General features: G+C 71.9%; 14 protein-coding genes. 7 read left to right on the top strand and 7 right to left on the bottom strand.

All coding sequences use genetic code 11. From position 1 onward, the window contains the following. Window positions 1-168 precede the first annotated feature (168 nt). From acnA to QP939_RS45140, 5 genes are read right to left on the bottom strand one after another with little or no spacing between them, the layout of a single operon-like run. Entirely contained in the window at window positions 169-2,754 is a 2,586-nt protein-coding gene (gene acnA / locus QP939_RS45160; RefSeq protein ID WP_285452980.1) for an aconitate hydratase AcnA, read from the bottom strand. Continuing rightward, entirely contained in the window at window positions 2,751-3,611 is an 861-nt protein-coding gene (locus tag QP939_RS45155) for an amino acid ABC transporter permease (protein ID WP_285452979.1), read from the bottom strand. Before QP939_RS45155 ends, acnA begins: the two co-directional genes overlap by 4 nt. After that, window positions 3,608-4,252 (bottom strand): amino acid ABC transporter permease, encoded by a 645-nt coding sequence (locus QP939_RS45150; RefSeq protein ID WP_285452978.1) that lies wholly within the window; start codon window positions 4,250-4,252, stop codon window positions 3,608-3,610. The genes QP939_RS45155 and QP939_RS45150 overlap by 4 nt, the downstream gene beginning before the upstream one ends. A gap of 13 nt (window positions 4,253-4,265) precedes the next feature. Beyond that, window positions 4,266-5,207, bottom strand: a complete 942-nt coding sequence (locus QP939_RS45145; protein ID WP_285452977.1) for a transporter substrate-binding domain-containing protein — start codon at window positions 5,205-5,207, stop codon at window positions 4,266-4,268. A gap of 25 nt (window positions 5,208-5,232) precedes the next feature. After that, complete coding sequence (locus tag QP939_RS45140; RefSeq protein ID WP_285452976.1) at window positions 5,233-5,970, bottom strand: amino acid ABC transporter ATP-binding protein; 738 nt, start codon at window positions 5,968-5,970, stop codon at window positions 5,233-5,235. A gap of 126 nt (window positions 5,971-6,096) precedes the next feature. Here QP939_RS45140 and QP939_RS45135 point away from each other — a divergent pair, with 126 nt between their 5' ends. From QP939_RS45135 to QP939_RS45110, 6 genes are all read left to right on the top strand, one after another. Continuing rightward, window positions 6,097-6,927, top strand: coding sequence for a dienelactone hydrolase family protein (locus tag QP939_RS45135; protein WP_285452975.1), 831 nt, complete (start codon window positions 6,097-6,099; stop codon window positions 6,925-6,927). Window positions 6,928-6,971: 44 nt separating this feature from the next. Then, on the top strand, window positions 6,972-7,880 hold the full coding sequence (locus tag QP939_RS45130; RefSeq protein WP_285452974.1) for a MurR/RpiR family transcriptional regulator: 909 nt from the start codon (window positions 6,972-6,974) through the stop codon (window positions 7,878-7,880). Window positions 7,881-8,057: 177 nt separating this feature from the next. After that, a complete protein-coding gene (locus tag QP939_RS45125; protein ID WP_285452973.1) occupies window positions 8,058-8,801 on the top strand; it encodes a hypothetical protein in 744 nt (247 codons plus the stop codon). Continuing rightward, a complete protein-coding gene (locus QP939_RS45120) occupies window positions 8,750-9,262 on the top strand; it encodes a CopD family protein (RefSeq protein WP_285459993.1) in 513 nt (170 codons plus the stop codon). The genes QP939_RS45125 and QP939_RS45120 overlap by 52 nt, the downstream gene beginning before the upstream one ends. Before the next feature lie 37 nt (window positions 9,263-9,299). After that, window positions 9,300-10,142, top strand: coding sequence for an alpha/beta hydrolase family protein (locus tag QP939_RS45115; RefSeq protein WP_285452972.1), 843 nt, complete (start codon window positions 9,300-9,302; stop codon window positions 10,140-10,142). Next, window positions 10,139-11,563, top strand: a complete 1,425-nt coding sequence (locus tag QP939_RS45110; RefSeq protein WP_285452971.1) for a serine hydrolase domain-containing protein — start codon at window positions 10,139-10,141, stop codon at window positions 11,561-11,563. Before QP939_RS45115 ends, QP939_RS45110 begins: the two co-directional genes overlap by 4 nt. Here QP939_RS45110 and QP939_RS45105 read toward each other — a convergent pair. Then, window positions 11,553-12,479 (bottom strand): NADP-dependent oxidoreductase, encoded by a 927-nt coding sequence (locus QP939_RS45105; protein ID WP_285452970.1) that lies wholly within the window; start codon window positions 12,477-12,479, stop codon window positions 11,553-11,555. The genes QP939_RS45110 and QP939_RS45105 overlap by 11 nt on opposite strands. Before the next feature lie 91 nt (window positions 12,480-12,570). Between QP939_RS45105 and QP939_RS45100 the strand changes: the two genes are divergently transcribed. Further along, the gene (locus QP939_RS45100) at window positions 12,571-13,344 is read left to right on the top strand and encodes an AraC family transcriptional regulator (RefSeq protein ID WP_285452969.1); all 774 of its coding nucleotides are present in this window, start codon (window positions 12,571-12,573) and stop codon (window positions 13,342-13,344) included. A 5-nt stretch (window positions 13,345-13,349) separates the two neighbouring features. Here the strand turns inward: QP939_RS45100 and QP939_RS45095 are convergent, their stop codons facing one another. Continuing rightward, on the bottom strand, window positions 13,350-14,231 hold the full coding sequence (locus QP939_RS45095; protein WP_285452968.1) for a MurR/RpiR family transcriptional regulator: 882 nt from the start codon (window positions 14,229-14,231) through the stop codon (window positions 13,350-13,352). Window positions 14,232-14,233 lie beyond the last annotated feature (2 nt).

Genomic DNA, 14,233 nt, shown 5'->3' with positions numbered 1-14,233 from the left:
GATTCGCCCATGATCGTCCCGAGCCCGACCGCCGCCGTGAGCGCTTTGTTCGTCTGCGAGCTAGCTATTGCACACGCCCGGGCCAGAGGTGCTCGCCTGGTGAGCGATCGGCCGTGATCATGCCCGAATGGCTTAGTGTCGCCTCGGCTGACGCCTGCGTGAGGTCGGTCAGCCGGCCGCCGTGGTGCGGCCCGATCCGGCGTCCCCCACGAAATGCCGCAACACCTGGGGCAGCACGCCGCCACTCGCGTAGTGCACCGCCTCCTGCGGGGTGTCGAGCCGGGCCCGCACCGCGAACTCGAACGCGGCCCCCTCCCGCGGCCGGACTCGCACGGTCACCGGCCGCTCCGGGTCGGCGACCGCCTCCGGGATGCCCAGCAGGTCGAACTCCTCCGTGCCGTCCAGGCCCAAAGAGTCCGCGCTCTGCCCCTCCGCGAACTGCAGCGGCAGCACACCCAGCTGCACCAGATTCGACCGGTGGATCCGCTCGAACGACTGAGCCAGCACCACCCGGACCCGCAGCAACGCCGTGGCCTTCGCCGCCCAGTCGCGCGACGAACCGGTGCCGTACTCGCGGCCCGCGACCACCAGCAGGGGAGTCCCCGCGAACGACCGGGACGCCTCGTACACCGGCACCGCCGCACCCGTGACGTCGCGGGTCAGGCCGCCCGGCGCGAGCCGGTTTTCCAAGCGGGGATTGGCGAACCCACCTCTGACCATCACCTCGAAGTTGCCGCGGCGGGAGGCATACGTGTTCAGCTCGGTCTCGCCGAGCCCAGTCAGGTACCGGCCCGCGCAGCTCGACGGCGGGATGCGGCCCGCGGGGCTGATGTGGTCCGTCGTCACCGAGTCGCCCAGCAGCAGCAACGCCCGGGCGCCGGTCAGGTCGGCCGGGGGCGCGGCCGGGACGTCGAGGAACGGTGGCCGCCGCAGGTAGGTCGAGCCGGACGGCCAGGCGAACCGGTCGCCGTCCGCCGCGGGCACTTCGGCCCACAGCGAGTCGCCGTCGAAGACGTCCGCATACGCGTCGCGGAACAGCTCCGGCGTGAGGTGTGCATTGACGACCGCGTCGATCTCCGCGTCGTCCGGCCAGATGTCCGCGAGGAAGACGGGGGAGCCGTCCGGGTCCGTGCCGAGCGGCTCGGTCGTCAGGTCGGCCGTGACCCTTCCGGCCAGCGCGTACGCGACGACCAGCGGCGGCGAGGCCAGGTAGTTGAGCGAGACGTCGTTGTTGATCCGGCCGTCGAAGTTCCGGTTCCCCGACAGCACGGACGCGACGACGGTTCCGCGTTCCGCGACCGCCGCCGCGGCTTGGGAGAGCAGCGGGCCGGAGTTGCCGATGCACGTCATGCAGCCGTAGCCGACCAGCTGGAAGCCCAGCTCGTCCAGCGGTGCCGTCAGCCCGGCCCGCCGTAGGTATTCCGTGACGGTCTTCGACCCCGGCGCCAGGCTCGTCTTCACCCACGGCTTCGCCGAGAGGCCGCGCGCGCGGGCGTTGCGGGCGAGCAGCCCGGCGGCGACCATCACGTGCGGGTTGGACGTGTTCGTGCACGACGTGATCGCCGCGATGGCCACCGCACCTTCCGGCACCGGACCGTCCGAAGTGGACCCCAGCGCGCGGCTGACGCTCGCAGGGACGTCGGCGAGCGCGACGCGGTCCTGCGGCCGCCGCGGCCCGGCGAGGGACGCGGTCACCGCGGAGAGATCGATCCGCAGCCGCTCGTCGTAACGCGGGTCCGCGTCGGGGTCGTGCCAGAGGCCTTGCTCCTTCGCGTACGTCTCGACGGCCGTGACGTGGTCCGCGCGACGGCCGGTCAGGCGCAGGTACGCCAGTGTCGTGCCGTCGATCGGGAACAACGCCGCGGTGGCGCCGAACTCCGGGCACATGTTCGCGATCGTCGCGCGGTGGGCGAGCGGCAGGCGCGCCACGGCCGGGCCGGTGAACTCGACGAACTTCCCGACCACCCCGTGCGCCCGCAGCCGCTCGACGACGGTGAGCACCAAATCGGTCGCCGTGGTACCGGTGCGGAGCTCGCCGGTCAGCTCGACGCCGACGACCGGCGGCACGAGCAGGCTCAGCGGCTGCCCGAGCAGCGCGGCCTCGGCCTCGACCCCGCCGACACCCCAGGCCAGCACGCCCAGCGCGTTGACCATCGTGGTGTGGGAGTCGGTGCCGGCGCAGGTGTCCGGGAACGCCCAGCCGTCCCGCTGCTCGACCACGCTCGCCAGGTGCTCGAGGTTGATCTGGTGCATGATCCCGGTGCCCGGCGGGACCACGCGCAGGCCGAGCCGGTCGCCCCACTTGAGGAAGCGGAAGCGTTCGCCGTTGCGCGCGTACTCGATTTCGACGTTGCGCCGCACGGCGTCCGGCCGCCCGGAGACCTCGGTGGCGATGGAGTGGTCGACGGTCAGGTGGGCGGGCACGCGAGGGCGCACCGCGGCCGGGTCGCCGCCCGCCTCGGCCACGGCGTCGCGCAGCGCGGCCAGGTCGGTCAGCACCGGGACGCCGTTGGTGTCGTGCAGGAAGACCCGCGACGGCGAGAACGCGACGACGCCCTTTTCGCCGCGCGCGAGCGAGGAGATCCGCTCGGCGGTGACGGTCCGGCCGTCTTCGTGGCGCAGCAGGTTTTCCAGCAGGATCTTGTGGCTCAGCGGGAGCCGGTCCGAGCCGGGCACGGCGTCGACGCGGTGCACGCGGTACCGCTCGCCCGCCAGCTCGAGCTCGGACCGGCTCCCGAAACTGTTCCCCGTCACGAAACGCTCTCCACCACGGCCGCCGGTACCGGTGAGTCGGCCCGGGCGACGCGGGCTCGCCGACGCCGTCGCGGCGGCCGGTCCAGCAGGTCGGCGATCCGCGACAAGCCGAAGTTGATGACGATGTAGAACGCGGCCGTCAAGGCGTACGCCTGCAGGAAGTTCGCGTTGTACTCGCCGAGGACCTGCCCGTTGCGCAGCAGTTCCGGGTAGCTCACGACGTAGCCGAGGCTCGACTCCTTGAGCGTCCGGATCACCTGCGTCACCAGGGCCGGGCGCAGCGCGCGGAACACCTGGGGCAGCACCACCAGCCGCAGGGCCTGGCCGCGGTGCAGTCCGATCGCCGCCGCCGCGTCGAACTGGCCGCGGTCGAGGGAGTTCACGCCGGCGCGGACGATCTCGGCGAACACCGAGCCCGCGTGCAGCACGATCGGGATGGACAGCACCCAGAACGGCGGCAGGTTCCACCCGAACGCGGGCAGGCCGATGAGGAAGAAGTACACGAGCAGGATCAGCGGGATCGCCCGGAACAGCTCGATCGCGGCCGCGCACGGCACGGACAGCCAGCGACGCGGCGACAGCCGGCCGAGGCCGAACACCGTGCCGAACACCAGCGACATCGCCGCGCACGACAGGCCGATCCGCAGCGTCATGCCCAGGCCGTCGAGCAGGTAGCGGATGTTGGGCCAGGACGCCAGCGGCGCCCACAGCCGGGACGAGAGCTGGCCGACGTGGCCGAGCTGGGCGATGGCCCCGGCGAGCAGGCCGAGTACGACGAGAGAAGCGACGACTGTCGCGATGCGAAGCCGTTTCTTCCCCCGGGGACCCAGTTCGTCGAACAACACGGTGGACTTCATCGCCGGATCCGGACCTTCCGTTCGATGACCCCGGTCAGCTGCCCCGCGGTGAGGGTGATCAGCAGGTAGCCGATCGCCGCCGCGATGAAGCTGGGGATGGGCTGGGCGTGGTCGAGGTTGAACTGCCGCGCGGAGCCGGTGAGCTCCTGCACGCCGACGGCCGCGCCGAGCGCCGAGGCGAGGCAGACGTTGATGAAGATCGAGCCCAATGGCTGGGCCATGGACCGGAACGCCTGCGGCAGCACGACCTGCCGCAGGACGCCGGAGAACGGCAGCCCGAGCGCGCGGGCCGCTTCGATCTGCCCGGTGGGGACGGCCGCGATGCCCGAGCGGACCGTCTCGCACACGTAGGCCCCGAAGTACAGCCCCAGGCCGAGGACGACCGAGCCGAACAGCGGCACGGTCGCCCCGACGTAGGGCAGCCCGAACACCACCATGACCAGGACGAGCAGCAGCGGTGCGTTGCGCAGGCACTGGACGTAGAGGCCGGCCGCCGCCCGCAGCGGGGCGATCGGGCCGACGCGGCAGACGCCGAGCACGGTCCCGATCAGCACGGCGAGCGGGAAGGCGAGCACGGCCAGCTCCAGGGTCACCAGCAGGCCGGTGAGCAGCTCACCGATGTGGTCGAACAGGACGGACATGGTGGTTGGCCTCTCAGGAACCGGGCACGGAGCCGATCTGCGGCGGCTGCGGCGCCGGCGTCTTGACGAGCTTGCCGACCGTGGCCTGCCAGAGCTTGGTCCACGTCCCGTCGGCCTCGATCGTCTTCAGGAACTGGTTGACGACGTCCTTGAACGCCGGGTCGTCCTTGGGCAGGCCGATGCCGAACGGGTTCGACCCGAACGTCGCGTCGAGCAGCTTGACGTCGTTCTTGGTCGCGACGACCCCGTACAGCGACGCGTTGTTGAGCGTCATGGCCTCGGCGCGGCCCTGCTCGACCGCGGCGACGCACTGGGCGGCGGTGTCGAACAGCACCGGCTGCGCGGTCGGCACGGCCTTCAGCAGCGCGTCCTTCGCCGCGCCCGACTCGGTCGCCACCTTCTTGCCGGCGAGGTCGCTCGCCTGCTTGATGGTCGTGTCGGTCGTCTTCACGACGATGCCGCTGGCCGCCATGTAGTAGGGGCCCGCGAAGTTGACGAGCTTCGCGCGGTCCGGCGTGATCGTGTAGGTCTGGATCGCGGTGTCGATGGTGTGGTTGCCCAGCAACGCTTCCCGTGTGTCGGAGCCGCCGCTCTGCAGCTTTGCGTTCGGCTTGCCGAGCAGGTACTTCGCCAGCAGCTGGGCGATGCCGGCGTCGAAGCCGGACAGCTTGCCGCTGGCCGGGTCGAGCTGGGAGAAGCCGATCGTGTTGCGGCTGCCCGCGAACGACAGCTCGCCCTTCTGCCGGATCTTGTCGAGCATCGGCGTGCTGGGCAGGTTCTGCCCGACCGGGCCGGCGTCGACGACGGCGGACTGGTCGATCCGGCCGGCGATTTCGGCGCCGGCCGGCTTGGCCGCGGCGCCGGGGGCCTGGTTGGGGGCGCTGCCGCAGGCGGTCAGCGCGGCCAGCAGGGCGGCGGTGAGGACCGCGGTGCCTGCCGTGGTGCGGAGGGTCATGGGTGCTCCCGGGGAGTGGTGGGGGTCAGTGCTGGAGGACTTTGGACAGGAAGTCCCGCGCCCGGTCGGTGCCGGTGCGGTCGAAGAACTCTTCGGGGGTGCCTTGCTCGGCGATCCGGCCGTCGCTCATGAAGACGACGCGGTCGGCGGCGCGGCGGGCGAAGCCCATTTCGTGGGTGACGACGACCATGGTGGTGCCGTCGGCGGCGAGCGAGGTCATCACGTCGAGGACTTCGTGCACCATTTCGGGGTCGAGCGCGCTGGTCGGTTCGTCGAACAGGACGAGCTTCGGGTTCATCGCGAGCGCGCGGGCGATCGCGACCCGCTGCTGCTGCCCGCCGGAGAGTTCGGCGGGCAGCTTGGCGGCCTGGTCCCCGACGCCGACCCGGTCGAGCAGGCGGCGGGCTTCGGTTTCGGCGTCCCGCGGCGACATCCCGCGGACCTTGATCGGCCCGAGGGTGACGTTGTCGAGGATCGTGCGGTGGCCGAAGAGGTTGAACGACTGGAAGACCATGCCGACGTCGGCCCGCAGCCGCGCGAGCCGCCGACCCTCCGCGGGCAGGGGTTCCCCGTCGAGGGTGATGGTCCCGGAGGTGGTCCGCTCCAGCCGGTTGATGCACCGGCAGAGCGTCGACTTCCCGGATCCGGACGGCCCGACGACGACGACCACCTCACCGTGGTGGATGTCGAGGTCGACGTCGTGCAGCACTTCGATGTCGCCGAAGCTCTTGCACAGGCCGCGGATGCTGACGAGCGGTGTCATGGGTGGCCTTCCAGACGGAAGTGATCGCTACATTTCATGAGATGTTGTAGCCTGAGCTACGGATAAGATAGACCGCGCTACCGAAATGTCAACACCTGTCGTAGCCGCTACAGCCGAGGAGCAGTCATGACGAGTCCGCGTCCCAGTGCCGGCGCGCGAGTCCTGGATCCGGTCGAGTACTACCACTCGGGCGCGACCGCGTTCTTCGCTTCGCAGCGCGACCAGCGGTTCTCGTACTGCCTCTACGTGCCCGGCGCGCACCGGACGGCGAAGGCGCCGCTGCCGCTGACCGTCGTCGTCCACGGCACCCAGCGGATGGCCGAGCGCTACCGCGACGCCTACCGCGGCTTCGCCGAGGAGCGCGAAACCGTCGTGCTGGCCCCGCTCTTCCCGGCGGGCATCGGCGAACCGGGTGACCTCCACGGTTTCAAGCGGCTCAGCTTCCACGGCGTGCGCTTCGACCGGGTGCTGCTCGACATCGTCGACGAGGTCGCGCGGCGGTACCGCGTCGATGCCGCGAAGTTCGCGCTGCACGGGTTCTCCGGCGGCGGGCAGTTCGTGCACCGCTTCGCCTACCTGCACGCGCACCGGCTCTCCGCGCTGTCGATCGGCGCACCGGGCCGCGTCACCCGGATCGACCCGCGGGTGCCGTGGTGGCCGGGCACGGCCGACCTGCGCGAGCGGTTCGGCGTGGACCTGGACCTGCCCGCGCTGCGCGCCGTCCCGGTGCAGATGGTCGTCGGCGCGGAGGACACCGAGACCTGGGAGATCGCCGAGCCGGGGGTCGACGCCGGGGGAGACACGCGGGTCGAGCGGCTCGCCTCGCTGCGGGACAACTTCACGCGCCACGGCATCGACGTGCGCTTCGACGTCGTGCCGGGCCTGGCGCACCGCGGGCTCGAGCTGCAGCCCGTCGTGCAGGACTTCTTCGCCGGGGTCCTCGCCGGGCGGTCGTGACCGGCGTGGACGACTACGATGCGGCGGTGCCGAGGGGAGAGCAGATGACCGAGCAGAGCGGCGAAGACCGTTCGCTGAGCGCGCGGATCAACCAGAGCCTGGCCGGGATGTCCCGGGCCGAGCGGATCGTCGCGGAGTACCTGCGCGACCACGCCCGGCACGCCATCTTCGCCACCGCGGAGCAGATCGGCGGCGCGACGCGGACCAGTGACGCGACCGTCGTGCGCACGGCCAAGTCCCTCGGGTTCGACGGCATGCTCGACCTGCGCCGCACGCTCGCCGCGGAGGTGGTCGTCGAAACCAGCGCGGTGCACCACTTCCAGGTCGATCGCGCGGACGACGACGGCGACTCGGCGATCGCCCGCGTGTTCACCGAGGCGGCCGAGCGGCTCGCCTCGACCTGGCGGCTGGTCGACGAAGACGACTTCGCCGCCGCCGTCGGGTTGCTCGACGAAGCCCGCGAGGTGCTCGCGTTCGGGCTCGGCGGGTCCGGGCTGGTGGCCCGCTACCTCGCCCTGCGGCTGACGCGCATGGGGCGGCGGGCCCGCGCCAGCTGGGCGACCGGGTTCCAGCTCGCCGACGACCTGCTGGGCCTGCGCGCCGACGACGTCGTCGTGCTCTACACCCCGAGCCGGCTGCTGGCGGAGATCGAAGTGGTGCTCGACCACGCGCGCACCGTGGGCGCGCGGGTCCTGCTGGTCTCCAGCACGCTGCAGGCGCAGTTCGCCGACCGCGTGGACGTGACGCTGACGGCGCCCCAGTCGGCGAGCAACTTCACCGGCGAGATGCTCGCCGCCGAGGTGCTGACCGACGCTCTGGTGCTGCAGCTGGCTTCCCGCGACGAAGCCCGCTCCACCCGGGCTTCGGAGCTGCTGACGTCCCTGCGGTCGGAGCTCGTCCAAGGCGGCGAGCGCTCGGCCCCACCGAAGCGAAGGCGCAAGCGTCAGGCCTGACGTCCGTTCCCCGCGCCGCCGTGCACCCGCTCGGGGGCGCCTTCGGCGTGCCCGGAATCCACAGTGGACGTCGCGGAGTCCTTGCCCGCCAACGTTGTAGCGAATATTTCAGTCTTCCATTTCAGGAAGGATCGGCTACACTTCCGGCATCCCCCTACTCCCGCCGAGGAGATCGCCGTGATGTCGTTCCTGCTCGCGCAAGTCCCGGCCGCCGTCGCCAACCCCGTACCCGCAGCGTGGCGGGTCATCACCAAGATGGCCTACTTCGCCGGGTTGATCGGGTCGATCGGCGCCACGATGCTCCACCTGCTCGTGCTCCGCCCGGTCCTCAAGCGACGGTCCGTCGACCCCGCGGACCGCGCGGTGCTGCACCGCCGGACCAGCCTCCTGCTCGCCGTCATCGGGACCTGGTTCCTGGTGGCCCTGTACTTCCAGATCGCCGGCAAGGCCGCCCGCGTGAAGGGCGTCGAAATCCCGTACAGCCAGGCATTGCGGCCCGGCACGATCGCGAAGTACGTCAGCGTGCCCGCCAAGCGCGGTGAGTGGGTTTCCTCCGGCGCGCTCACGCTCACCCAGTACCTGCTCTGGGGTGCCTCGGCCGTCGTGCTGATGCTGCTGTGGTCGCCGAAGCTGCGCGCGCACCTGACCGGCATCGCGTTGTCCGGGCTCGTCCTGAACTTCGTCGCCTACCAGGTCACGTTGCTGCCGACCGACTTCGGCAAGGAGACGGTCGACTCGCTCGTCGACAGCCTGCTGGACCACCTGCACGTGTTCGCCGTGTCCACGTGGGTCGGCGGGATCGCCTCCCTCGTCGTGCTGGCGACGGCGCGGCGGCGGCTCACCCCGGCGCCGGCACCACCTGGGCCGGGATCTGGACCCGCTTCAGCACGGTCGCGCTGTGCGCGGTCGGCTGCCTGCTGATCAGCGGCCTCTACCTGGCCTGGTCGCTCGTCGGCAGCCCCGGCGAGCTGCTCACCACCAGCTTCGGCCGGTTCCTGCTCGTCAAGGTCTGCCTGGTGGCGACCATGATCGGCATCGGCGCGCTGAACGAGTTCGTCCTCATGCCCCGCATCGGCCGGGCGCGGGCCGCGGGCGCGGAGGGTTCGGTCTTCCGGCTCGCCCTGCGCGTGTTCCCCGGCTTCGTCACCGCCGAGGTGGTGCTCGCCGTCGGCGTGCTCTTCGTGCTGTCGTTCCTGACCGGTTCGGCCCGCGTCGAGGCCGGCGACCCCGACCCGACGCTCAGCGGCGGCATCGTCGGCATCGGCGTGCTGCTGGCCGTTTTGCTCGCGATCTCCTTCGTCACCACGGCGAAGCTGAGCGAGCGGCTGTCGCGCCCCGCCGCGGCCCCGGCGCCCGAACCGGTGCCGAGCGCCGAGTTCTGACCCCGTTCGTCACGACGTCCCAGGAGGACACCGCTCCATGACCGGCACGACCGACCTCGCCTCCGAACGCGCCCACTTCGTCGGTGGCACGCCGTTCTTCGCCTCCCAGCACGACCAGCGCCTGTTCTACGCGCTGTACGTGCCCAAGGACCACACGCCGGACGCCGAACCGCTGCCGCTCGTGGTCGTCCAGCACGGCACCGGGCGGTCGGCCGAGCTCTACCGCGACCGCTGGAAGCAGTTCGCGATCGAGCACCGGTGCGTGATCCTCACCCCGCTGTTCCCGGCGGGCCTGATGGAGCCGGGCGAGCTGCACAGCTTCAAGTTCCTCGAATACCGCGGGCTGCGCTTCGACGAGGAGCTGCTGCACATCGTCGACGAGGCCGCCGCCGCGTTCAACGCGCGGCCCGAGCGGTTCTTCCTGCACGGGTTCTCCGGCGGCGGCCAGTTCGCGCACCGGTTCTACTACGCGCACCCGGACCGCCTGGCCGGCGTGTCGATCGGCGCGCCGGGCCGGATCACCCAGCTCGACGACAGCCTGCCGTGGTGGCTCGGCACCGGCGGCTTCGAGGACCGCTTCGGCATCCGCATCGACCTCGACGCGCTGCGCCGGGTGCCGGTGCAGATGGTGGTCGGCGAAGAGGACGTCGAGACGTGGGAGATCACCAACCCGGGCGGTCCGAACTGGATGGACGGCGTGGAGACGACCGGCAGCACCCGGGTGGAGCGGCTGGAAACCCTGCGCGACAACTTCGTCGCGCAGGGCATCGCGGTGCGGTACGACGTCGTCCCCGGCGTCGCGCACCGGGGCACCGGCGTGGTGCCCGTGGTTCAGGACTTCTTCGGCGGGCTGCTGGTCGAGGCGCGGAGCGTCCGGTGAGCGCCGCGGTCGCGTCCCTTTTGGACACGCTGGCCGAGCGGGGCATGCGGGTGCACTCGCTGCTCGTGCACCGGCACGGCGAGCTGGTTCTCGACCTGTGGCGGTGGCCGCACGAACCGGGGCTGGTGCACAAACTGCACTCGGCCACCAAGAGCTTCACCGCCGCCGCGGTCGGGTTCGCCGAGGCCGAAGGGTTGCTCGACCTCGAAGACCCGGTCGTGGACTTCTTCCGCGGCCGCCTGCGCGAGGCACCGGGGGAGAACCTGAGCCGGATGCGCGTGCGTGACCTGCTGACCATGCGGACCGGGCACGCGCGCGGCCTGTCCGGTGCGACGACCCGCCTGCGCAAGACCGGCTGGGTCGACGAGTTCCTGGACGAGCCGGTCGTCGACCGCCCCGGCCGCGGCTTCCGGTACAGCAGCACGACGAGCCACGTGCTGTCGGCGATCGTGCAGGAGGTCGCGGGGGAGCCGGTCGACGAATACCTGCGGCCGCGGCTGTTCGAACCCTTGCGTATAACGGACTACACGTGGGAACGGGATCCGGCCGGGGTGTCCAGCGGAGGCAACGGCTTGTCGCTGCGACCGCACGACCTGCTGTCGTTCGGCGTGCTCCACCTCCAGGACGGCGTGTGGGACGGCCGCCGCGTGCTGCCCGCCGGGTGGGTGCGGAAGGCGTCGGGCCTGCACGTGCGGCGGGCGGTGAGCGGCGAGTGGAACGGCAAGGAGCTCGTCCCGCCCGGCCCGGACGCGGTCGCGGACTCCGGCTACGGCTACCAGTTCTGGGTGACCGAGGACGGCGTCTACACCGCGTCCGGGCTGTTCGGGCAGGAGTGCATGGTGTTCCCCGACCACGACGCCGTCGTCGTGGTGACGGGCGCGATGCCCGATCCGGAGTACCACGACCTGCCCGGCATGCTGCGCGAGACGTTCCGCGAAGCGTTCGACGCGGACGACGGGTTCGACGGGCTCGCCGGGCGGCTTTCCCGCGAACCCGACTCCCTGGAGTCGCCTGTGGACGGTCCGCGGTTCCGGCGGGCCTACGGCTTCGCACCGAACGATCAGGACGTCCGGTCCCTGGTGGTCGAGGTGGACGGCGACGCCGTGCGGCTCGAGGTCGAGGACGACCGGGGGACGCACGTGCTCGAGCACGGGCTGGGGAGGTGGGTGCCGCAGCGCACGGGCGTGAGCGTCTGGCGGCTGCACCACTCCTACCAGGACGACGCGGCCCCGGTGCTGGCGGGCGCGCGCTGGTCCACTGTGGACGAGCTGGAGCTGACGTGGCACTTCCTGGAGGGCCCGTTCATCGACCGGCTGACGCTGCGGTTCGACGGCGACGACGTCGTGCTCGACCACGGCGTCAACTGCAACTCCGGCCCGACGGCGCTCCCGTCCGCGAAGGGATCGGTGATCAGACGGTGAGGACGACCTTGCCGCGGAGGTGACCGCGCTCGATCAGCCGGTGGGCGTCGGCGATGCGCTCGAACGGGAAGGTCTCCTGCACGTGGACCCGGAGCTTGCCCTGCTCGACGAGCTCGACGAGACCGCGCAGGGCGACCGGGTCCGGATCGACGCCGATGCCGCTGAAGCGCTTGCCCGCCGCCTCGAACTTGGCGGCGAGCACCGTGTCCTCATCGGCGACCGCCGTCACGAGGTGACCGCCGGGGCGAAGCACCTCGAGCGAGCGCTCGGCAGCGTCGCCGCCGAGGGTGTCGAGCACGACGTCGATGTCCCGGACCACCTCGGCGAAGTCGGTCGTCGTGTAGTCGATCACCTCGTCGGCGCCGAACCCCTCGACGAACTCCCTCTTGCTCCCGCTGGCGGTGGTGACCACGTGCGCGCCGAGCGCCTTCGCGAGCTGGATCGCGACGTGGCCGACCCCGCCGCCTCCGCCGTGGATCAGGACGCGGTGGCCCTCGGTCACGCCGCCGTGGTCGACGAGGCCCTGCCACGCGGTCAGCCCGACGACGGGCAACGCCGCCGCCTCGACGTGCGAGAGGGACGGTGGCTTCCGCACCAGGTGCAAGGCCGGCGCGGCCACGAACTCGGCGTACGCACCGGCCGCCCGCGGGAACAGCGGCATCCCGAACACCTCGTCGCCGGGCCGGAACCGCCACGTCGCCGCCGTCTCGACCACGCCGCTGATGTCCCAGCCGAGGACGAACGGCGGCTGCCCGAGCAGCGGGAACTCACCGGCACGCAGGCGCGGTTCCAGGGGGTTCAGCCCGATCGCCGCGACCCGGACGAGGACTTCGGTCGGCAGCGGCCGGGGCGCGGGCGCGTCGACGACGGTGAGGACCTCGGGGCCCCCGAAGCTGTGCTGGGTGATCATTCGCATGCCTCGACGATGTCCTGCCGGGACCCGGGCGTGCCACCGGTGTCGCGCCGGAGAATGCCGGAAACCCGCCACGCGGGCTAGGGTGGTGGCCGTGACCGAACTTGTCCACGAGCCGGTGTTGTCGACCGACGATGCGGCCTCGTGTGGGCCACTGGCCCACGGCCAGGACGTCGCCGCGCACTTCCACGACTTCGGTCAGCTCAGGTACGCCGCCTCCGGGGCACTGGTCACGACGACCGAGGCGGGCACCTGGGTGGCGCCCGCCAACCGCATCACCTGGGTGCCGCCGTTCCACGTGCACAGCAGCCGCTCCTACGGTGAGACCGACGTCCGGCTGCTCCGGGTGCCTGCCGAACTGGCCGGGCAGCTGCCCGCCGAACCCTCGGTGTTCACGGCCAGCGCGCTGCTGCGCGAGGCCTACCTGGCGAGGACCGGCGACCCCGAGCCGGTCGACGGCGCCCGCGCCCGGCTGCTCCTCGACGTCGTCCTCGCGGAGCTGGCGCGTGCCCGGCGGGAGCCGCTGCGCCTCCCGGAGCCGGGCGACGCCCGCCTGAAGGCCGTGACCGATTTGCTGCACGCGGACCCGGCCAGCCCGGCGACCCTGGCGGAGCTGGGCCACCGGACCGGGTCGAGCGAGCGCACGCTCAGCCGCCTGTTCGGCAGCGAGCTGTCGATGAGCTTCCACCAGTGGCGGACGCTGCTGCGCATCCAGCGGGCGCTGCTCGAACTCGGCGCGGGCACTTCGGTCACCGACACGGCGATCCGGCTGGGGTGGTCGAACCCCAGCAGCTTCATCGAAGCGTTCACCGAGCTGGTCGGCCAGACACCCGGCCGCTACCGCGCCGCCGCACGCGGCCACGGCTGACCTGGTCAGTCGCGGCGGGAGCGGAGGTCACGCGGGGCGAGCCGGTCGCGCAGGTCGGCGAGCAGTTCCGTGTTCGCCGACATGGCGCCGGGGTCCCGCTTGGCGACCGCGAGCAGCAGGCAGTCCAAGACAAACGTCGTGGTGAGGCCTTCCTGCGTGAGCCCGGTCCCCGAGCGCACGGCGGGGAGCGTCACGTCGACCAGACTGTCCAAAGTGGCCCCGAGCGAGTCGGTGAGCAGCAGTACCCCAGCCCCGGCGGCACGCGCGTGGCGGGCGGCGGTCGTCATCTCCGGCAGCAGGCGCAGGGGCGCGTTCAGCACGAGGACGTCGCCCGCCTCGACGGTGAGCAGCTCGTCGGCGAGCCGGAACCCGGTGGCCGAGGTGCTGCGGGCCCGGCGGCCGAGCCGCCGCAGCCGCGTGGCCAGGTAGCGCATGGGCAGTTCCGAGACGCCGAGCCCGTACCCGACGACTTCCCGCGCCCCGGCGAGCAGCTCGACGGCGGCGGTGAAGGCGGGCTCGGCGAGCATCCGCCGGGTCTCGGTGAGCCGGTCGATCGATTCGGCGAGCAACTGGTCGAGCTGCGACCCGCTGTCGTCGCCCGCTTGCTCGACGCGGTGCCGCAGCTTGGTGGCGGGCGTGTCGGAGACGACCTGCTCGCCCACGGCGCGCTTGAGCTCGGGCAGCCCCGAGTAGCCGAGCGACTTGACGGTCCGGACGACGGTGGCGTCACTGGTGCCGCTGAGCGCACCCAGCTCCCCGGCGGTGGACAGCACGATCATCCCGGGGTGCTTCCACAGGTATTCGGCCACCCGCCGCTCGGCGGCCGAGAGGCTGCCGATGCGCTGCCCGATCCGCTCGGCCAGCGGGCCGGATGGTGCTTCGCTCACGC

This window comes from Amycolatopsis nalaikhensis (genome assembly GCF_030264295.1).
Classification (GTDB): Bacteria; Actinomycetota; Actinomycetes; order Mycobacteriales; family Pseudonocardiaceae; genus Amycolatopsis; species Amycolatopsis nalaikhensis.
The sequence above is the reverse complement of the archived record's forward strand: the minus strand, read 5'-3'. Positions and strand labels throughout refer to the sequence as shown.

Bases quoted from the DNA above. Each gene is read 5' to 3' on its own strand.
- QP939_RS45155 (WP_285452979.1), bottom strand. From the start codon at position 3,611: ATGAAGTCCACCGTGTTGTTCGACGAACTGGGTCCCCGGGGGAAGAAA.
- QP939_RS45150 (WP_285452978.1), bottom strand. From the start codon at position 4,252: ATGTCCGTCCTGTTCGACCACATCGGTGAGCTGCTCACCGGCCTGCTG.
- QP939_RS45145 (WP_285452977.1), bottom strand. From the start codon at position 5,207: ATGACCCTCCGCACCACGGCAGGCACCGCGGTCCTCACCGCCGCCCTG.
- QP939_RS45140 (WP_285452976.1), bottom strand. From the start codon at position 5,970: ATGACACCGCTCGTCAGCATCCGCGGCCTGTGCAAGAGCTTCGGCGAC.
- QP939_RS45135 (WP_285452975.1), top strand. From the start codon at position 6,097: ATGACGAGTCCGCGTCCCAGTGCCGGCGCGCGAGTCCTGGATCCGGTC.
- QP939_RS45130 (WP_285452974.1), top strand. From the start codon at position 6,972: ATGACCGAGCAGAGCGGCGAAGACCGTTCGCTGAGCGCGCGGATCAAC.
- QP939_RS45115 (WP_285452972.1), top strand. From the start codon at position 9,300: ATGACCGGCACGACCGACCTCGCCTCCGAACGCGCCCACTTCGTCGGT.
- QP939_RS45105 (WP_285452970.1), bottom strand. From the start codon at position 12,479: ATGCGAATGATCACCCAGCACAGCTTCGGGGGCCCCGAGGTCCTCACC.